Raw genomic sequence first — 18,976 nt, 5'->3', positions numbered from 1 at the left:
TTTTCTAAATATTTTTACGTCATATTTTCTTACGAACTGATTCCTTTCCCGAGCCACGCCACAGGCGGGACAAAAACCTGCGCCGACCTGACATTCATCATGTTGTGACATGTCTGTAAAAACTGTTCATAGCGGGTGCAGTCGGCAAGAATGTAGTCAAGCTGCTCTTCGTAATACTGTTTTTCAGAATCATGAGAAATGTAATAGCTCTCCACCGTCTCGAAGAAATGGAGCGGAAACAGCAGGCGGCTGTAAAACAGGCGTTTGGAAAAGGAGGATAACGGCGTAACTTGCTCATATTCCTGCAGAAACAAAAACCCATCTTTGAGCAGGTCGTCACGATGATACAAATATGTGCTGCGCATATATTCCGCAATATCACGGGCGGCATGGTCGAATACCCAATCGCCCGGAATGCGGATCAATGATTCCTCCGACCAGGTATCCCGTTCCATCCGCTGATGGCAGATTGTCCCCGAGTCTTCTGCGCCGGGATTGTCATCCAGCTCCGTATCCACTAAATATTGAATGGCGTTTTCCGCTAAGCCTGAATAATAAGGAAATGCTTCGATCATTTTCTTTTCGAACGGTTCAAGCGGAGACATATGAATTTTTTGCATCCAGAATGATTCCAGCTGATCCACCCGTTTTCCCCATAAGTCCTTCCATTGGCCGATCCTGCCCGCTTCTTTCACTTCGTACGGAAAACCCCGCCCTTTTCTGTGAAATTCGGCAAGCTCCCCTCCGACGGAAAACGACCGGTTTGAGACGGGAATCGGCGCTTTTAAGAGCGCATACGTTTTGCCTTCGTCCTCAAAGGTCAGTTCTCCTTCCTTCGTAAAGATAAACACTGAAACGTATGGGTCACTTTGTTCTTGTAAATACTGACTCATGTAGTAAAGCTCCGTCAGCTCTGATTGCGAAAACCCGGAAACGGGAATTATAAGAAAGAAGGAATTAGGCGTCTGGAAGCATTGGTATTTCTGATAAACGGAAAGCTGTCTGACGTGGATGCCGTACTTTTCTTTAATGATGCTTTTCATCATAATCACCTGCCTGAAAAATTAGAGCTATTCACATCGTAGTCATACGCCGGCGGAATTATGAATACATATTGTAATCCTTTGAATCAAGTGGAGAAACATCGTACACATCGGAAGAGTGTTGTATAAACTAGTAAAAAAAGATTGGGTGAAGCAAATGTCAGAAAAGGAACAACTGAATCAGGTGGAAGCTGTCGCCAGGGCGCGTTTAAAAGAACGGGGGGTTGAGACGGACGATATTGCCGAGCTGGTGTATTTCCTTCAAAAAAAATATCATCCTGATTTGACGATGGAAGTATGCAGGCTCAATGTGGACCGTGTCATCGCAAAACGCGAGGTGCAAAACGCCATTTTAACAGGAATAGAATTAGATGTGCTCGCCGAACAAAAAAAGCTGTCTGAACCGCTTCAGACCATTCTGGCGATTGATGAAAGCCTGTATGGGGTTGACGAGGTGCTCGCCTTCTCTATCGTGAATATATACGGCTCAATCGGCTTTACGAATTACGGCTACATTGACAAAGAAAAACCCGGTATTCTCGGGCGGTTAAATGATAAATCTACGGGCGAATGCCATACGTTTCTTGATGATATCGTCGGCGCAATCGCAGCAGCGGCTTCAAGCCGGCTTGCTCACAGCGCCAGAAATACAGAATAAGGACGGCCGTCATGGCCGTCCCTTTTTTTATAGATGTTCAATCCATTCGGTTAAAGAGTCAATCGCATATGTCGGCTTCTGGCCGTAATCTGCCATATGCTCACGCTTTGTCACTCCGGTATGAACCAGCAGCGTATCCATGCCCGCATTGATGCCGGCCATAATATCCGTTGCATAGTTATCGCCGACCATGAGTGTTTCGGAAATATCCGTTCCGAGCACACGCATCGCCTGTTCCATAATAATGGATTCAGGCTTGCCGATAAAGACAGGCTCAACGCCCGTTGACACCGTCAAAACGGATGTGAGCGAACCGTTCCCTGGTAAAAGCCCTCTTTCAGTCGGAATGGCGACGTCGCCGTTTGTTGAAATGAACCGGGCGCCGTTTCTGATCGCAAGACATCCCGTTGCCAACTTTTCATATGTAATGCCGCGGTCGATTCCCACAACGACAAAGTCCGCGTTTTCTTCTCCGAAGCTCAGCCCGTTTTCTTCAATGGCCTGACGGATGCCTTCTTCGCCGATCACATACACCGACGCGTCTTTTTTCTCCTGGGCGATATGCTGCGCAGTCGCCATGCTCGTCGTGAAGACCTGCTCTTCAGATGCCGGAATGTCAAAGCTCATCAGCTTGTCCGCCACCTGCTTCGGCGTCCGGGAAGAATTGTTCGTCACGAATAAATACGGAATGCCGCGCGCTTTAAGCGTTCTCACGAATTCACACGCTTCTTCGATTTTTTCCGTCCCGTTGTACATTGTGCCGTCCAAATCTATCAAATATCCTTTATAATCCTTCATACTCAACACTCCTGTGGATTTTCTCACTCGTTGTTATTTAAATGCGGAAACAGGCCCTAATTCTGTTTCCAGATAGGTTCTTACACGGGCCGGAAAGGCTTTCAGCACATCTCTGTTTGACGTGATCAGCGTAAACAGCTCTTGATAATCGGCGTGCTGATATTCCTGGACAAGCTGCTTTCTGGAAGAGATCAGTTGCTTCAGCTTATTTCCTTCATCCTCAGCTACCACCTTTTCATCCGTCAGAATATCCATGATGTCGTCATAACTGCCCGGATCGCGCATGATAAAGCCGTCAATCATATCATTTCCGACATCGAGAATGCATTCGATCATAAGATGGCTGATCCGCTCAAGCGCCCTTTTTTCGATCTCGCTCTCCCATGCAGGCGTGCTGTCAAACAGCGCCAGCTGGGTCTCAAAAAAACGGAGTGTTTGTTCGATATTATTTCTGTCAACAAAATACACGTGACAGCATCCCCTTCTGCATCAATTATTTTCTGATTCGTTTTAAAACAAAATACGCGCAGCCGAAATTGCAGTATTCGTAAATGTATTCGTCCAATGTGCTGATTTTCGTTTCAAAGGTTGCTTTTTGATTCTGGTCATCAAAGAAGCCTTTGAGCCGCAGCTGACTGTATCCCCAGTCTCCCACAATGTAATCATATTTATTTAATATGTCTGAATAGCGGGCTTTGAACGCTTCTTCATTAAAGCCGTTTTTAAAATCGTGTACGAGTTCAAACTCGGCATTTTGAATAAGAATCATGTCTTCACCTCTTTTATCACTCTTTACTATCATAATTCATTGACTTCTGTCCATCAATTGCAAAATGAGACGGTTCGGACGGACGGAGAATTTTTCCTCTTTATATCCAGTGTAGCGGTTCAGACGATCCTTATTCAAGAATGATTTTTCCCTGCAAAAACGGCTCCATCACAAAAAACCCAAAACCTGCGGCGTTTTGGGTTTTTTCGGCTTATCTTATGCTTGGGCCTGGCGTTTTTTAGACGCTTCGTTCACTTGTTCATCCGCATGGTAGGAAGAACGGACAAGCGGGCCTGCTTCACAGTGGCTGAAGCCTTTTTGCATCGCGATTTCTTTCAGTTCGGCAAATTCGTCCGGATGATAATATTTTTGGACTTTTAAATGTTTTTTCGACGGCTGCAGGTATTGGCCGATCGCCATGATGTCGACATTGTTCGCAAGCAGGTCGTCCATCACTTCAATAATTTCTTCCTTCGTTTCGCCGAGACCGATCATAATGCTTGATTTCGTCGGGATGTCAGGCTGCATTTCTTTCGCACGGCGCAAGAATTCCAAAGAACGGTCATATGTTGCGCGGGCCCGGACTCTCGGTGTCAGGCGGCGGACGGTTTCAATGTTGTGGTTCAGAATATCAGGACGGGTATCCATTAATGTTTTCAGGTTGTCGTAATTTCCGCCCATATCGGATGGCAGCACTTCAATTGTCGTGAACGGGCTTTTTCTGCGGATCGCCCGGACCGTTTCCGCAAAGACGCCTGCTCCGCCGTCTTTCTGATCATCACGCGCTACGGCCGTGATGACGGCGTGTTTTAAATTCATCAGCGCGACGGAATCAGCTACGCGTTCCGGTTCCTGCAGATCCAGCTCAGTCGGCAGTCCCGTTTTTACAGCGCAGAAGCGGCATGCTCTCGTACAGACGGAACCGAGAATCATGAACGTCGCCGTACGTCTGACAGCCCAGCATTCATGGATGTTCGGGCATTTTGCTTCTTCACATACGGTATGCAGATTATTTTCACGCATTAATTTTTTCAGACCCGTATAGTTTTCATTCGTGTTCAGCTTTATTTTGAGCCATTCCGGCTTTCTCAGATGCTCGTCTTTCTTTGCCATTTCCCCATCATCTCCATTATCCCTTTATTCATGTTCGTGTGCGAAAAATTTCTATTTCACGATGGATATAAAACTTGCGGATTTCTATTCAATAGTCACTTTAACATAGGAAAAATTTCTCGACAAGGGAAGAGAATTACTTACATTTTCTCGGATTGTTGCCGCAAACTATTTGTATTCAATCCTGAAAGGAGATCATGTTGTGAAAGTTCTGTTATCTGCTCTTCTCCTTTTTTCAGTTTTCTGTCCGGCTGCAAGCGGGAAAGAACAATCGGCTCCTGTTTACGGCGAACGGATGCAGTTGTACCGCAAAGCCGAAGCAGTCACGCAGATTCCTTGGTATGTGCTTGCGGCGGTTGATCAATATGAAGAAAATGTCCGCTCGAACCGAAAGGATCTGCCGGAAAAAGCAGGAATCATCAGCATTTATATTCCGGATCATTTGTGGAGCGGCCCTGAAAATCCAAATCCTAAGGACGATGCGCCTCTCAGCATTAAAGTATTTGACGGGATCGGCCTGGACGGCGACGGCGACGGAAAAGCCGAGGTCAGCAATGATGAGGATATCCTTTATACATTTGCTCAGTATTTAGCGGGATTCGGAACGGATCTTGACCATATCCGCATCGGCCTCTGGAATTATTACCGCCGTGATCAGACGGTCGGCATTATCACCGAATTCATGACACTGTTTAAAACGTTCGGCCGCCTTGATCTCGGAGAGCACGCCTTTCCGCTTCCCGTGAAGACGGATTACAGCTACCGCAGCACATGGGGCGCCGCCCGGGGTTTCGGCGGGCGCCGGATTCACGAAGGAACGGATCTGTTCGCTCATTACGGGCTTCCCGTCAGATCGACCTGCTACGGTATTGTTGAAATGAAGGGCTGGAACCGTTTCGGCGGCTGGAGAATCGGCATCAGGGATATCAATAACACGTATCACTACTTCGCTCACCTGAACGGCTTTGCAAAAGGTATGCATAAAGGCCGGATCGTCAAACCCGGAGAGGTGATCGGCTCTGTCGGCAGTTCCGGATACGGACCGCCGGGCACCGCGGGAAAATTTCCGCCGCATCTTCACTACGGGATGTATAAAGATAACGGCAGATCGGAATGGTCTTTTGATCCGTATCCTCATTTAAGGGCATGGGAACGTAAAGAAATCCGCGGGAAAAAGTAAACACACAGCCGCCAGGAAAGATTGCGGCTGTGTGTTTTTATTTATCTTTCTTCTGTTTTTCATTCGGCAGCTGGACGGAAGGCGTCACACCTGACCCGCCGCTTCCGTTATAAAACTGCGGCACCTCTCCTTGAATCGCTTTAATGGAGACCGGAATATTATTTGTCACGACTGATGTCTTACTGGCAAACGGAATAATGACCTTCACTTTTATTTCCACAAAAATACTGATATCGATCAGGGCATTGTTAATGCCGTACGGCTTTATTTTTGTTTTCACATCAGTTAACGCATCACCGATCAGGTTAAAGCGCACGGGGATTTTCGGCCCCAGATTTCCGAGAATGCTGTTTCCCGTGACCTGCCCTAAGGGAATATCGATCATAATTTCATCGGCCGTTTTCGCGCCTTTTTCTGTTTCATGCTGCTTATTGTTCGACTCCGCTTCCTTCAGATGAGCCTGAAGCTGCTTTGTCACTTTCGCCTTCATACTGTTGACCATTTGTGTATTAAAATCCATCGTTGTGACTTTTCCGTTTTCATCCGTTTTCATATCGACCATATCTTTCACATTGTCGCTGTGAGACATGTATTCTTCAATGGATTCCGTAATGACCTCTGTCGCCACCCGTTTGGTTTCCATTTCTCCTATGTTCATCAGCACCGGTTTGATTGAGGAGTTGATCATCCAAAGGCTGATGACCGTCGATATGATAAAAAAAGCAAACGACAGAAGAAGCACATATCGAAAAGGCAAAGGCCCTCTCTTGCGAAGAGCGCTCCGGTATCTAGGCAAGAAAAATCCCCCCTTACATATCACAATGTATGCTTGTAAGAGGGGACATAGTATTTTATTTTCACTCTTAAAAAGTCCCGCTTACCTTCACTCGGATGTAATGGAACGGCCGGCGGATATCTGACATTACGGCTGCCGCGCGAGCTTCCAGGCGAGCAGATCCCTTAAAAACTCCGGCATAAAGTATTGCTTTTCTTTTGAATCGCGGATGTAAGGGAACAGCTTTCCGAGTGTAAACATATCGAGAACGGCAACCGAGTATATCCGCTCCGGATCAATCTCTTCTCCGTTCACTTTCACATTGAGGAGATGCGTCACACCGTCTTCAAGAATGCCGGCCTCTGCCTCCGCTCCGGCATATACCATCCTGCCCATCACTTCCCCGCGGAAGCCGAGGCCTTTTATCCGCAGCTGCTCCATTTGTTCCGAGGCGGCCTGGCTGATTGTTTCCTGGAGTTCCCTGCCTGAAAGACGAACGGCCACCGGATTGATCGGATGAGGGCAGATACGGTGCAGGTCAAGCTTTGTGACAGGCCCCTTCTGTAAAGGCCCCAAAATAACGCCTGAATTCACCATGCTGACTTCACAGCCGCACCAGCTTTTCAGCGCTTCGGCTAATAGAAGCGGGAGGGGCGATTCCTCAAACCACTTCACGCCGGCTTCTTCCTTCAGGTTGGCGACTTGTTCGGAGAGCAGGTTTTCCGCTTCCCGTTCTTTCTCTTTCAGAAAAGCCGCCGTATCCTCAGATTCCCCTTGCCAATCAGCCATTTTCTGTACAGACGCCTGTTTGCTGACAATGGTTCGTGATTCACTTTCTATCGTCAGCTCGACACAGCCGACATAGTTCCCGTATTTCTCCGCACATGCAAGCAATACGCCGTTTATGTCTTGTCCGTCCTCAAGAAGGTGGTGCGTATGTGATTCAAGAATGACATCGATATCGGGAAATTTTTCCGCTGCGGCCCGGTCATCGATCAGGCCTAAATGAGAAAGCAGAATGATGATATCCGCTTTGCCCTTGATATCGTCAAGTGATTCTTGAATGCTTTTTTCCGCATCCGTCACCGTCCAGCCGAGTTTTTGATAGACGGGATAATACGGCACCGTGACGCCGAGTATGCCGGCGGTCATCCCGTTTTTCAGCGTTTTGATCACGTAGGGCTCGGCCCATTCCGGCCGCTGTCCGTCCGCGTCAAACAGGTTAGACACAATGACGGGAAACGCGGCATGGGTATATAAATCCGCCAGCTCATCGTGAGGCAGCGTAATTCCTTCATTATTCCCGACGGCAGCCGCATCGATCTCAAGCCGGTTTAACAAGTCGACATTCGCTTTGCCGAAGGTCGCTTCAGTTATCATTTGGAATCGGTCCATATGATCGCCGATGTCGAATACGAGTGTTTCCTCCCCGTCTTTTTCATGTTCATTTCTCTTCTGCTCAATATAATGTACGATTTTCGGCCAATTTTCGAAATGGCTGTGCAAATCATTCGTATGATATAAACGGAGCTTCTCTAACATACCATCTCTCCTACCTTTTAGCTGAATATCCCTTGATAAATCAATTCACAGCCGATCAAAATCAAGACGACCCGCATGAAAAGCACGATCGTTTTCGTCTGCACCCGCTTATTAACCCACGCGCCCATTTTGCCGCCGAACCACGCGCCCGGAACGAGGCACAGCGCATACAGCCAATTGACATGGCCCTCTGCGATATGTGACACGGAACCCGTCACGGAGGATAAGAAAATAATGAGCATTGACGTCGCCACAGCCACTTTCGGCGGGAACAAAAATAACAGCATCATGGCCGGAACCATAAGAGAGCCGCCGCCAATGCCGAAAAGACCGCCCAATAAACCGACGAAAAAGGCAATCACGATACCGGTGAAAATACGGTACGAATATGTATAAAGCTCACCCGATTCATCCTCATATGTCCGGATCATGCCTTTATGCGCTTTATTGACCGGTTTTGCTTTCGCCTTCAGCATTAATGTAATGGAAATCAAAATCATAAAAAGCCCGAACCAGACGGAAAACGTATGCGCATTAAAAAGTTTAGACAAATACGCGCCGATGATGCTTCCCGGGCCGGAACCGATAAAAAAGATCAGTCCGCTTTTATAGTCAACGGTTTTATATTTCATATAGGCCAGAGTTGATGACAGGCCCGTAAAAATAATCACCAAAAGGGACGTGCCGATGGCAGTCTGCGGTGTTACGTCATGGAAAAACGGAGTCATCGTGCTTAAATAGAGCATTGCCGGCACGATGATAATTCCTCCCCCAAGCCCGATCAGGCTGCCGACCGTTCCCGCGATAAATCCTAATATGATCAAAATAAGATAAGACATGTGTCTTGAAACCTCTTTTCTAGCTGAATAGGTCGAGCTGCTTCGGAGCAAGCCCGGTATATGAGATATTTAACATTTCAAGCATCTCAAGCCCGTTATCGGCGGCGTCTCCGCCTGAGTTATTGTTGAAGAGCACATACAGATTGCGCGACTGTTTTTTCAGCTCCTGAAGATTGTTTTTCCAATCTTTGAGCTCCTGTTTGTTATAGCGGTATAAATATCTGACCTCACGCCAGTTTTGTCCGCCGTCTGGTTTGATCCAGCCCTGCTTGTTCCGCCCGTGAAAACGGACAAGCGTTTTTTCTTCATCCGTTGCTTTCAGGACGGTCGGAATGCTGCCCTCGCCGATTTGCGGCTCGTCACATATGCTGTGAATCCAGCCTTCCTCCTTCATAAAGGAAAGCGTCTGTTCATAAAATGGCGGTGAAAACCAAGACCGGTTGCGGAATTCAAGCGCGCACGGGATATCGCCCATCTGCTGCCTGCACCATCTTAAATATGCGACGTTTTCTTTCTTGCAGTCAAACCACGGCGGGAATTGGAACAGCACCATGGCAAGCTTTCCATGCTCTATATACGGCGATAATGACAGCTTAAACGCCTCAAACATTTCTTCCTTCGATTCAAAGGGAATATCGCCGCGCTGATGGCCCGTCATTCCTTGATATGCCTTAATGACAAATTGAAAAGATTCCGGCGTCTCTTTGACCCATCTTTCATTATTGCGGGCGGGCTGTATCGCGTAAAAGCTCGCGTCCAGCTCAACGATGGGAAAATGGGAGGAATACGCCTGCAGTTTTTGCGGGCCCGCTGTTTTAGGCGGATAGATGCTGTCATGATCCCCCCACCCCGTCAGTCCGATATAAATCACAATCCTTCACCTCTCACTCTAGTTTATCACAGGTGTTTTTCTCTTTCTGTTTCCATGTTTTTTCTGAATGCACTTTTCAGGAACCGGTACTGATGTTCATTGGTGTCCGAAAATGCCTCATCCCTGGATGAAAGAATGTGCTGATAGACGATCGGCTCTGAAAACTGACCGCTCGTGAAATCATATATCTCCCCGTCTATCCGGTTATAAAAATGCCAGCTTGCGCCGGTTTTTGTTTTGAGAATGTCACCGCCGTAAACATCTTGGATGACTAAAGCCGTCACGCCGCACTGGCCTTTGGCCGGGCAATCTTCCGTCCATTTTGTACTAGTCTTGCGCGACCAGGATGCCGTTAATATGTTCAAGATTTGATCATACAATGTGTTTTACTCCTTTTTATAAAAAGATACCACGAGACCCGCTTTCCAAACGACAAAAAAAGCCGATTCTCATCAGAGAATCGGCTCTTTTATTTCAGAAGGCTTCAGGAATGTTCCGAAAGCCCCGCTCTGCTTACGGCCGCCATCCTGATACACACAGCGTCCCTTGCTGTAGGTCGCAGCAATTTGGTATGGAAAGGTGTAGCCTTCATACAGGCTTTGCTTATGTTTGGAAAACATCGTTTCTTTTGTGACAGTAAAAGGTTCCGGCCGGACGATGGCAAAATCAGCGTCAAATCCCTCTTCAAGCCGTCCTTTATTCGTTAAACCGAAGCGCTTGGCAGGTGCTTCGGCCGTCCATCGGGCCACATGTTCAAACGGAATCCCATGATCGATCGCTAATTGAATCATGCCGAGAAGCGTAAATTGGCCTCCGCTGATCCCGCCCCACGACAGAAACATATTATCCTCGCGTTTCAAAGACGGATGACAGGGAGAATGATCCGAAGACACCATATCAATCAGGCCCTCAGCCAAAACTCCGATCAATTCCTCTTTATCAGCCTCTGAGCGGAGCGGCGGAGCGCATTTGGCGGCCGCCCCTTTTTTGAGGAAGTCTTCAAAGCTGAATAATACGTAGTGCGGACACGTTTCAACGGTGACATCCAATCCGTCTTTTTTCGCCTGCTGAATGGAGAGCACGGCCCGTTTCGTGCTGATATGTACAAAATGAAGCGCGCATCCCGTCGCTCTTGCATATTCAATCGCCCGCTGCACAGCCTCGCATTCGGCTTCTTCCGGACGTGAGGAAGCGTAAGCGCGGGCATCAATTTTCCCTTGGAGCGCGTACTCGGCTTCAAGGAATCGGGTGAGGGCGTCGCTTTCTGCGTGCAGGGCCAAAATCTTGCCGCACGCCGCGATTTCCTTCATTCCCTTTAAAAGAGTCCGTTCATCGGCTGATTGAAATTCATCCGTTCCCGATTTAGACAGAAACGCTTTAAACCCGATTGCCCCCGCTTCTGCCATCGGCCGGATATGTTCGGTATATCCGGGCATCAAACCGCCCCAAAGCGCAAAATCAACCGCTGACTTCCGTTCGGCGATTTCCGCCTTTGCCAGCAGGTTTTCAGCAGTTACCGTCGAAGGGATGCAGTTAAGCGGCATATCAAAATAAGCCGTACAGCCGCCGGCAGCCAGCATGTTTGAGCCGGTTTCAATGCCTTCCCATTCTTCTCGGCCGGGTTCATTGAAATGGACGTGACAATCGACCGCGCCCGGAAACACATACATGCCGTCCGCCTGCACCACTTGTTCCGCGTTTTCGTCAATGCCGGGTCCGATCAAGGCGATTTTCCCGTCCTTGACGGCGATATCAGCCCGCTCTGTTCCGCCTTTTCGTACAGCTTTCGCACCCTTTACAATTACGTCATAGGCCATTTTATCTTCCTCCCTGTAAGGATGACGATTTTCTGTCAGTTTTTATCACAACATGCGTCTATGATTGCCAGTTTACTGCTACTATGATCGTAATACATCAGCAAAACCGCTATAATTTTTGATGATTTTTATTCATATTAACCAATGGTTGTCTTTAGAACCTGAAAGGAGACTGACTGATGAACATTTATGACGTGATGAAGATTCCCGCTTATGAGCGGGCCGCATTAATCGCAGGCAAATCCGGCGGCTGGAGGGAGGTGCAGCACGTCAACATGATGGATGCGCCGGACATCGCTGATTTTTTACATAAAAACGAATTGCTCGTCACCACGGCTTACCACTTGAAGGACCGCCCTCAGCTGTTGAAAGATTTGATCCGCCTCATGGCAAAACGGGGCTGCGCGGGACTGGGGATCAAAACGAAGCGTTACCTTAATGTCATTCCGAAAGATGCCGCGGAGCTTGCCGACCGGTATGAATTTCCGATTATTGAGCTGCCGGAAGACATCAGGCTCGGAGATATCGTCAACGCCACACTGAGCCATATTCTTGATATGCGTTCAAATGAGCTCCAGCAGGCCATTTACGCCCATAAAAAATTCACAAACCACATCATGAGCGGCAAAGGGCTGCAATCCCTGCTTAAGAAGCTCTCAGACATTCTCCGGCTTCCCGTGCTGCTTTTGGATCAGCATACAAAACTCTTATCATCGTCCCACCGCATACCCATTGACACGTCTTTATTGAAAAACATCTGTTATTCCCTTTCCGGGCCTTATTTCACCTGCTTTTCCATGCTGTCCGACAGAAAGGCGTATTCTGTCCTGCCGATTCTGAATGTTGAAAAAAACTGCGGTTATCTGGTGATACCGGAGCTGGTGCAGACCGCTGATAAAGGCGTGATTTTGACTATTGAACAGGCGGCTAACGTCATTTCCTTTGAACTGCTGAAAGAAAATGCCGTCAAACAATTCAGCAGACGGGCACGCAATGAATTTTTCAGTAATTTCATCGACCGCTCGTTTACCGGCCATGAAGAAATCAAAAGCCGCGCCAAAGAATTCCGGCTCCGCTGGGATCAGAAATACATGTGCATTTGCGGAAAGCTTGACCGAAATGAGAAAACGATCAGCTTTACCGAAAATCAGCTCGTTTCCGATCATGTATTTGATCTGCTTGAAGGGGAGCTGTCATCCTTCCCGTTTCCCCCTCATCTCTTTATTAAAGGAAATGTCGGTATTCTTTTAATTGAAGCGACAGACAGCTGGAATGAAATGCACGCGTCTGTCATCAGCTTTTTGGAGCAGTTTCAAAAGCAGGTCCGGACGCAGTTTAAACGGACTGTCTCCTTCGGCATCTCAAACATATGCCAAAAGCTGATCGACGTCCCTGACGCTTTTACTGAAGCTTCAGACGCCATTTCATCCGGGCATTTGTCCAGAAGCGCGGAGTTTATTCAAATCTATCATGCCAAAGACGTGCCGGAGCTGCTCCGCCTGCTTCCGGCGGAAGATGTGAAGAAGTTTTACGAAGCCACCCTCCAAAGCCTGGCCGACCGGCAAAAGGAGGACCAGAGCCTGCTTCATACGCTGTCTGTTTATCTGGAGACCCACTGCCAGATTTCAGAAACGGCTAAGCGCCTGTACGTCCATCGAAATACGGTGATCTATCGTTTAGAAAAATGCGAGGAACTGCTCGGCAAAAGCTTAAAAGATCCGGAGACGACGATGCGCCTGCGGCTCGCGCTGAGAATGCAGCGGCTGATCGGTTAAGGAATCGTTAGAGACAGGGATGCGGGTGTTCTCCCGCATCCTATTTAAGGGGGATTGATTCAGCTTAATTCTCAAAAAATGCTGCCATCAACATCTGCTTCCATTGACATCATCAGCCGTTAGTTATGATTTTCAGCAGACTCTAATCTAAACTAAAAAAGCCTTTCCCGAAGAAAAGGCTTTTGCTGTTCAAGTCTGAAAACGATCCGAAGCAGTTTGAAAGGTATCATGTGTTTTTTCCACTGTGTTCACACCCAATCCGCATACTAAAGATAACGACAGACCCAAAATAATGAAGATGCTTTTTTTAAAATTCATACAGGCATTCTCCTTCTTAGGTTTGATTACGATCAGACGAAACTTGATATGATCCATCAAATGAAACAGCCGATGTTGCTAGACCGACCCCTGACATTAAAACGACAGCCGACACAATGATAAATACGCCTTTTCTAAAATTCATACAGGCATTCTCCCCTCTGAATTTGTTTTTGCGTTTGAATCATTTTTTGATGATAAAAATAAGATTTGTCATATTGCTTTGACTCTGCATAAACAGCAGCCGTATCAAGAGCAATATCTTCTACATACGAATAGTTTTTATGTTTCTCAAGGTAATCAATTGTTTTTTTGATTCCTATTTGGTCTATTGCATTAATATATAAAGCCTCCAAATATTTTTGCAGAGATTCAAACAGCTTATCTCCTTGAAATATCGCTGATGAAAGTCCCTTTTTGCTGATTTGAATCGCCTCGCTTGTTTTCCCTTGTTTAAATAGAAGCTTTGCGTATGTAAACAAGGAATGTGGAAGGTTACCCAATTTATACTTTTCAGATATCTCCGCTGCTTTTTTTAAGTAGATTTCAGCTTTACTGTATTCTTCTAAGTCTCCGTAATTCTTTCCTATGTTGTAATAAGCAGAACTGAGCAGCCTTTCATTATTGTTTACTTGTTTCGACAACTCTAAAGCTTTTTCTAAATGCGGCAAGCTTTTTTCATAACGTTTAAAGTCTACATAGTTCCCTGATACGACAAATAGACATTGAATTTTCCGGACCTTATACAACTCATACTGATCGTAAATATCGAGCGCTTGCTTTACGTGATGCATAGAGACGTGGCTTTGTTTCATACCGTAATATGCTTCAGCCAGTTTAAAATGAAACTCCGCTCTCTCAATTTCATCATGCACATGAACGAGTTGTTTTTCAGCCTCTCTATAAAAGCCGATCGCCTTTACATACTGCTTTTGATCAAATTCATACATGCCGCGGAAAAATAAAGAATAATAGCACAGCAGGCCGGAAATTCCTTTATTTGATGCTTCGATTTTTTCCAACAGCTCGTCAATTGTCGGTCTCACACGGGTAGTCACCGGTTCTAAATAATCCAGCATGAGCTGATGGCGGAATTTCATGAGGGTGTAGTAAATCAGTAGATATTCGTCTTCTTCCATCTCATTTATTTCTTGTTCCACTTCCGCTTTCAAAATCTCCGCATCCGGAACACTGAACTGACGTATCATTTTGTACCATTCATTAATCTTAACGCCAACCTCCGATGATGGTAAAACAGAACTCACAAGGCCACTCCTCCTTTTATATAATATTCTAACATTTCCAAAATTATGTATATCCGCAATAAAACCGCAAAATTTCATTCGGCTTGATCATAAATCTTAGTTTTAAGTTTTAAGTCTACAACAAAAAAAGCAGGCCCTATGCAGCCTGCTTTTTTTTGAGAAATTTATCTAAGATGAACATAAATAATGTGAATAATAGAGACATTATCAATATGTCTAGTATAGTTGCATTAGAATTTTCTTTTACTAAGAAGAACCAGAGAAGTTGTAAAACGAAAGAAATCACAAAATACAATATGTACCTGATACTATTTATGTCAATCCATCCCTTCGCTTATCTTAATGCCCTTTACAGGGTAACCTGAACCATGCTGGAATCTCCCGGTAATGCTGAGTATAATATATGCAGATATAACTGGAGCTGATCTAATCACCTCAACTTATTTTAAAATTTCAAAACGTGCAATTTCCCACTCTTTGTTTGCTTTTAGCGGGATTGTTTTTAGCTTTTTGCCTGATTTCAAATCATAAGACGTCATGTCTCCAAGCTTCTTATCGCGCTGGATATCAAAGTTTTTGAGTAAAACATACATCTCTCTGTCAGTGAATTGAACATCATTCATTAATTTGTTATCATTCCCCGCATAAAAATTGAAAGAGTTTTTCTTACCCATTTTTTTATCAAACATCTGCAGCTTCCCAGCAAAAGAAACAGCTAAGATGCTATCTTTTAATATTTTCAATTTTGCAGGATGAAACCCTTTCTCCATCTCGACTTCTTTTTTTACCTTAAGAGTCTCTCTGTCTATTAATATGAGCTTAGAATTCTCTTTCTCATTCACGTTATCATTAACTGCCAGTACAAATGTATTTTCATCTAGAGCTTGGAATGCATCCTTTTCATCCATGAAGTATATCCCTTTATTCGGTATGGATGCCTTGTTCTCTTGCTTATTTGTCTCTGGGTTAATTGAAAGGATGGACATACTTTCTTCATCACTTGAAATGACATAAATTTTATTTTTAGCGACGATTGCTGATCCAAGTTCTCCGTCAAGCTTTATTTGTTTCTTGTTTTTTCGGCTGTTTCCCTTCCAATATACCAGTTCACTTTCCAGCCCTTTGTCTGTATATCCAACGTTAATGTCATGGATGATATAACCGTCAGAACTATTTATAAAGAAAGCACCTTCATCCTCAGTTGTTTTTGACAAACTCTTTTCATTTATTTTGTTTATTTTTCCGGTTTTATTGTCTATCATCAAGTGATTATTGCTTCTATTTGATGAGAAGAACGTATCGTTTTTGTTATATGAAGACATCGTGAAATTTATACCATCTTTCAATTCCAAGCTATCCATTTTAGCACCATCTTCACCGTAAACCCCAATCTCACTTCCCCTATCTAAAGTGTTAGAAAAACCAACAATAAATTTTGCATTGTCAATATCCTTTAATACAGTCTTTTTATTGCTGCTTCTTTCCTCTTTTTCATTCCCAGTTTGGATGAGACCGCAAGAGGTTGTGACTATCAGTATGCAAATGAAAATAAACAGGGTCTTAAGTCTACTCATTTTTTTCCTCCCTATGAGATAGCAAAAAGCCTCCGGATACCCGGAGGCTTTTGATTCTATCCTTGCTGCGTGAACGGCCGGGTCTGTGTCTTTTTGCCCCAGCCAAGCGCGGCCAGAAAACTGATGGTGAGAATGGCCGCTCCCAGCATATACGGAAATTCTATATTTACGTCAAAGAGAAAACCGGCGGCTGACGGTCCGGCGATATTCGCTAAGCTGATGAATGAGGTGTTCATCCCTCCGGCAAATCCCTGCTGGTCACCGGCGAGCTTCGACAGCATCGTGTTAACGGCCGGCCGGAGCAGCGATGTCAGCGTCAGGAAAAAGATTGCCGCGGCAAAAACGGCCCAATATGAACCCGCAAACCGGCACCACACAAGTCCTGCAGCAGCCCCGATCAACGTCACGTTAATGACGCGCTTTTCCCCGAACCTGCGGACGAGATAACTGACGCCGACCGCCTGCACAAACACGCCGATGAGACCCGCGGCCGTAATAATAAAGGCAATATCAGAGGCTTTAAATCCGTGTTTATGGTCAACGTAAAGGCCGAAAACGGATTCAAAGTTCATAATTCCGAAGTTCAGCACAAAAACCAGAATCAGCATAAACGCGAACGGCGATTTGAGCGCGCGTGACATTTGCTTAAACAGATGCTCACGTTTTTCCGTTTTTGCCCGGGCTTCCAGCTGCTTTTCACGTCCCAGCGTTTCAGGCAGAAAGAAAAATGAAAGCACCGTTGAAAAGCAGGCGAGACTTGCAGACACGATGAACGGCACAGACATGCCGTAATGAACCAAATAGCCTCCGACACCTGGCCCGATGACGACACCGAGCGTCATCGCCGCGCTGAACAGCCCCATTCCTTTCCCGCGTTCTTCTTCGGTCGTAATATCCGCTATGTAAGCGAACATTGACGGCATTAAAAACGCCGCGCCCATTCCGCCCAAAAGGCGGGATGCGAACAATTGCCACAGGCTTCCGGCAAAAGCGAAGATCAATTGTGACACGGCAAAGGCGGCGATGCCGAAAATAATCAGTTTCCGCCGTCCGTATTTGTCGGTTATTTCCCCGGCAATAGGCGCAAATAAAAGCTGTGTAAGCCCCGCCGCCGCAACAAGCAGACCCATCGTGCTCCCCGTCGCTCCGAATTCGGTAATATATGCGGGCATAATCGGAATAATCAATCCGATTCCAAGCATCGCAATAAACATATTCAGCATTAAAATTGACAATCGGCCCATGTACGCCATGATTTCTTACCTTCTCCCCAGACAAACAGATGATCATTCCATATTTGTCATTTTTTATACCATTCAGTATAACGGGGAAAAGGGAAAAAAGTCCAGATGATTTCAATCTCGTTTTCAAGTCTCATGACAGCACACCGGTTTCAGCCGGCAGATCATATATGTTAAGGGCCGCCTGCAGCGCTTCCCCGGCTTTAACGGCAACACCGTGTCTGATCAGAACCGCTTCAAGTCCGGCCAGCACAAACAGCACATTTTCCTTTCTGCAGCTGTAGCCCATCGTTCCGATTCGCCAAATTTCCCCCTGCAGCGGACCGAACGAGCTGGCGATTTCAATTCCGAATTGAGACAAAAGCATCCTTCTGATCGATTCGCCGTCTGCTTCCGGCGGAATCTTCACACATGTGACGACAGGCAGCTTCGCCTCCGGATCACCGAATAAATCAAGGCCCATCGCTGCAAGTCCCGCCGTAAGCGCTTTTTCGTGACGCCGATGCCGGCGGAACCGTTCTTCAAGTCCTTCTTCCAGGACAAGGCGCACACCCTCCCGCAGCGCATAAAGCATTGCTGTCGCTTCTGTATGGTGATTCAGCCTTCTTTCACTCCAATAATCTTCGAGCTGGCTCAGATCAAAATAGTTGCTCGTAATCGGGCGATGACCGGACAGCATGTTGCCGTCAGCCGCCGTCGCAATGCCCCGTTCTACCTTTTTACGCGCGGCAATGACAGCGGCCGTCCGGTCATTATAAGTAATCGGAGCCATTCCGGAAGGGACCGATAGGCATTTTTGCGTTCCCCCGATGACTGCGTCAATCTTCCACTCATCCGTTTTTACGGCGCAGCCTCCGATCGTGGCCACGGCATCCACGATAAAGAGTGCGTCTTGGGCGCGGCACGCTTCCCCGATTTCTTTCAGCGGGTGAATCCGCCCCGTTGATGTTTCTCCGTGCACCATAGCGACGATTTTCGGGGAAATCTTTTTCATCTCGCTGATAATCTCTTCAGGCCGGAAGACCGTTCCCCATTCACACTCGATCGTATGAACGTCCGCTCCGTATCGCTCGGCGATTTCAGTCAGCAGGTATCCGAAGCGTCCGTATATCGGAACGAGCACGCTGTCGCCCGGTTCTATCACACTTGCGAGAACAGCCTCAATCCCCGCTCTTGATGTGCCGTCAATCGGATAGGCCCAGCGGTTTTCCGTTTGAAACAATTCACGGAGCATTTGCATCGTTTCGTTCATAATGCCGGTAAATGCCGGGTCAAACTGGCCGATGATCGGAGCGCCCATCGCCCTCAGCACCCTCGGTTCAGCTTCTGTCGGTCCCGGTGTCATAATCGTTCTTTGCGGAATGCACAATTCTTTTCTGGTCGGCACGCCGATTCCCC

18 protein-coding genes are annotated in these 18,976 nt (G+C 46.6%); 3 read left to right on the top strand and 15 right to left on the bottom strand.

Going from position 1 to position 18,976, the window contains the following annotated elements:
• Positions 1–29: 29 nt before the first annotated feature.
• The gene (gene cotNH / locus NQS30_RS02975) at positions 30–1,046 is read right to left on the bottom strand and encodes a spore coat-associated protein CotNH (protein WP_020956292.1); all 1,017 of its coding nucleotides are present in this window, start codon (positions 1,044–1,046) and stop codon (positions 30–32) included.
• 154 nt (positions 1,047–1,200) lie between these two features.
• Between cotNH and NQS30_RS02970 the strand changes: the two genes are divergently transcribed.
• Complete coding sequence (locus NQS30_RS02970) at positions 1,201–1,701, top strand: phosphatidylglycerophosphatase A family protein (protein WP_003151934.1); 501 nt, start codon at positions 1,201–1,203, stop codon at positions 1,699–1,701.
• Between the two features lie 27 nt (positions 1,702–1,728).
• On the opposite strand, the gene NQS30_RS02965 is transcribed toward NQS30_RS02970, so the two are convergent.
• From NQS30_RS02965 to lipA, 4 genes are all read right to left on the bottom strand, one after another.
• A complete protein-coding gene (locus NQS30_RS02965) occupies positions 1,729–2,499 on the bottom strand; it encodes a TIGR01457 family HAD-type hydrolase (protein WP_007408728.1) in 771 nt (256 codons plus the stop codon).
• 33 nt (positions 2,500–2,532) lie between these two features.
• Positions 2,533–2,967, bottom strand: coding sequence for a DUF86 domain-containing protein (locus tag NQS30_RS02960; RefSeq protein ID WP_007408729.1), 435 nt, complete (start codon positions 2,965–2,967; stop codon positions 2,533–2,535).
• 25 nt (positions 2,968–2,992) lie between these two features.
• Entirely contained in the window at positions 2,993–3,268 is a 276-nt protein-coding gene (locus tag NQS30_RS02955; RefSeq protein WP_003151928.1) for a YutD family protein, read from the bottom strand.
• 216 nt (positions 3,269–3,484) lie between these two features.
• Complete coding sequence (lipA, locus tag NQS30_RS02950; protein WP_003151923.1) at positions 3,485–4,381, bottom strand: lipoyl synthase; 897 nt, start codon at positions 4,379–4,381, stop codon at positions 3,485–3,487.
• 202 nt (positions 4,382–4,583) lie between these two features.
• Here lipA and lytH point away from each other — a divergent pair, with 202 nt between their 5' ends.
• Entirely contained in the window at positions 4,584–5,561 is a 978-nt protein-coding gene (gene lytH / locus NQS30_RS02945) for an L-Ala--D-Glu endopeptidase (protein ID WP_160223252.1), read from the top strand.
• 37 nt (positions 5,562–5,598) lie between these two features.
• Here the strand turns inward: lytH and yunB are convergent, their stop codons facing one another.
• From yunB to NQS30_RS02915, 6 genes are all read right to left on the bottom strand, one after another.
• Complete coding sequence (yunB, locus tag NQS30_RS02940) at positions 5,599–6,357, bottom strand: sporulation protein YunB (RefSeq protein ID WP_014418800.1); 759 nt, start codon at positions 6,355–6,357, stop codon at positions 5,599–5,601.
• 126 nt (positions 6,358–6,483) lie between these two features.
• Positions 6,484–7,878 carry a bifunctional metallophosphatase/5'-nucleotidase gene (locus NQS30_RS02935; RefSeq protein ID WP_064107700.1) on the bottom strand — a complete coding sequence of 465 codons (1,395 nt, stop codon included), beginning with the start codon at positions 7,876–7,878 and terminating at the stop codon, positions 6,484–6,486.
• Between the two features lie 17 nt (positions 7,879–7,895).
• Entirely contained in the window at positions 7,896–8,717 is an 822-nt protein-coding gene (locus NQS30_RS02930) for a sulfite exporter TauE/SafE family protein (protein ID WP_007613562.1), read from the bottom strand.
• Between the two features lie 19 nt (positions 8,718–8,736).
• Positions 8,737–9,588, bottom strand: coding sequence for a DUF72 domain-containing protein (locus tag NQS30_RS02925; RefSeq protein ID WP_014305754.1), 852 nt, complete (start codon positions 9,586–9,588; stop codon positions 8,737–8,739).
• A gap of 26 nt (positions 9,589–9,614) precedes the next feature.
• Positions 9,615–9,968: a YunG family protein gene (locus NQS30_RS02920; protein ID WP_015240516.1), complete on the bottom strand. Its 354-nt coding sequence runs from the start codon at positions 9,966–9,968 to the stop codon at positions 9,615–9,617.
• 72 nt (positions 9,969–10,040) lie between these two features.
• Positions 10,041–11,405: an allantoinase gene (locus NQS30_RS02915; RefSeq protein WP_218791354.1), complete on the bottom strand. Its 1,365-nt coding sequence runs from the start codon at positions 11,403–11,405 to the stop codon at positions 10,041–10,043.
• A gap of 179 nt (positions 11,406–11,584) precedes the next feature.
• On the opposite strand from NQS30_RS02915, the gene NQS30_RS02910 reads away from it, so the two are divergent.
• Positions 11,585–13,180, top strand: coding sequence for a PucR family transcriptional regulator (locus NQS30_RS02910; RefSeq protein WP_218791355.1), 1,596 nt, complete (start codon positions 11,585–11,587; stop codon positions 13,178–13,180).
• Positions 13,181–13,632: 452 nt separating this feature from the next.
• Here the strand turns inward: NQS30_RS02910 and NQS30_RS02905 are convergent, their stop codons facing one another.
• The 4 genes from NQS30_RS02905 to NQS30_RS02885 form a co-directional block, all read right to left on the bottom strand.
• On the bottom strand, positions 13,633–14,763 hold the full coding sequence (locus tag NQS30_RS02905; protein ID WP_099567065.1) for a Rap family tetratricopeptide repeat protein: 1,131 nt from the start codon (positions 14,761–14,763) through the stop codon (positions 13,633–13,635).
• 440 nt (positions 14,764–15,203) lie between these two features.
• Entirely contained in the window at positions 15,204–16,337 is a 1,134-nt protein-coding gene (locus NQS30_RS02895) for a hypothetical protein (RefSeq protein WP_124692746.1), read from the bottom strand.
• A 56-nt stretch (positions 16,338–16,393) separates the two neighbouring features.
• Positions 16,394–17,590 (bottom strand): MFS transporter, encoded by a 1,197-nt coding sequence (locus NQS30_RS02890; protein WP_052827813.1) that lies wholly within the window; start codon positions 17,588–17,590, stop codon positions 16,394–16,396.
• A gap of 121 nt (positions 17,591–17,711) precedes the next feature.
• The gene (locus NQS30_RS02885; RefSeq protein ID WP_371136943.1) at positions 17,712–18,923 is read right to left on the bottom strand and encodes a pyridoxal-phosphate-dependent aminotransferase family protein; all 1,212 of its coding nucleotides are present in this window, start codon (positions 18,921–18,923) and stop codon (positions 17,712–17,714) included.
• Between the last annotated feature and the right edge of the window lie 53 nt (positions 18,924–18,976).

The organism is Bacillus sp. B1(2022), assembly GCF_040259625.1.
Lineage (GTDB): Bacteria > Bacillota > Bacilli > Bacillales > Bacillaceae > Bacillus > Bacillus velezensis.
Note: the sequence above shows the minus strand (reverse complement) of the source record. Positions and strands in the feature narration are given on the sequence as shown.

Bases quoted from the DNA above. Each gene is read 5' to 3' on its own strand.
- cotNH (WP_020956292.1), bottom strand. From the start codon at position 1,046: ATGATGAAAAGCATCATTAAAGAAAAGTACGGCATCCACGTCAGACAG.
- NQS30_RS02970 (WP_003151934.1), top strand. From the start codon at position 1,201: ATGTCAGAAAAGGAACAACTGAATCAGGTGGAAGCTGTCGCCAGGGCG.
- NQS30_RS02965 (WP_007408728.1), bottom strand. From the start codon at position 2,499: ATGAAGGATTATAAAGGATATTTGATAGATTTGGACGGCACAATGTAC.
- NQS30_RS02955 (WP_003151928.1), bottom strand. From the start codon at position 3,268: ATGATTCTTATTCAAAATGCCGAGTTTGAACTCGTACACGATTTTAAA.
- lipA (WP_003151923.1), bottom strand. From the start codon at position 4,381: ATGGCAAAGAAAGACGAGCATCTGAGAAAGCCGGAATGGCTCAAAATA.
- NQS30_RS02935 (WP_064107700.1), bottom strand. From the start codon at position 7,878: ATGTTAGAGAAGCTCCGTTTATATCATACGAATGATTTGCACAGCCAT.
- NQS30_RS02930 (WP_007613562.1), bottom strand. From the start codon at position 8,717: ATGTCTTATCTTATTTTGATCATATTAGGATTTATCGCGGGAACGGTC.
- NQS30_RS02915 (WP_218791354.1), bottom strand. From the start codon at position 11,405: ATGGCCTATGACGTAATTGTAAAGGGTGCGAAAGCTGTACGAAAAGGC.
- NQS30_RS02910 (WP_218791355.1), top strand. From the start codon at position 11,585: ATGAACATTTATGACGTGATGAAGATTCCCGCTTATGAGCGGGCCGCA.
- NQS30_RS02895 (WP_124692746.1), bottom strand. From the start codon at position 16,337: ATGAGTAGACTTAAGACCCTGTTTATTTTCATTTGCATACTGATAGTC.
- NQS30_RS02890 (WP_052827813.1), bottom strand. From the start codon at position 17,590: ATGGCGTACATGGGCCGATTGTCAATTTTAATGCTGAATATGTTTATT.
- NQS30_RS02885 (WP_371136943.1), bottom strand. From the start codon at position 18,923: ATGACACCGGGACCGACAGAAGCTGAACCGAGGGTGCTGAGGGCGATG.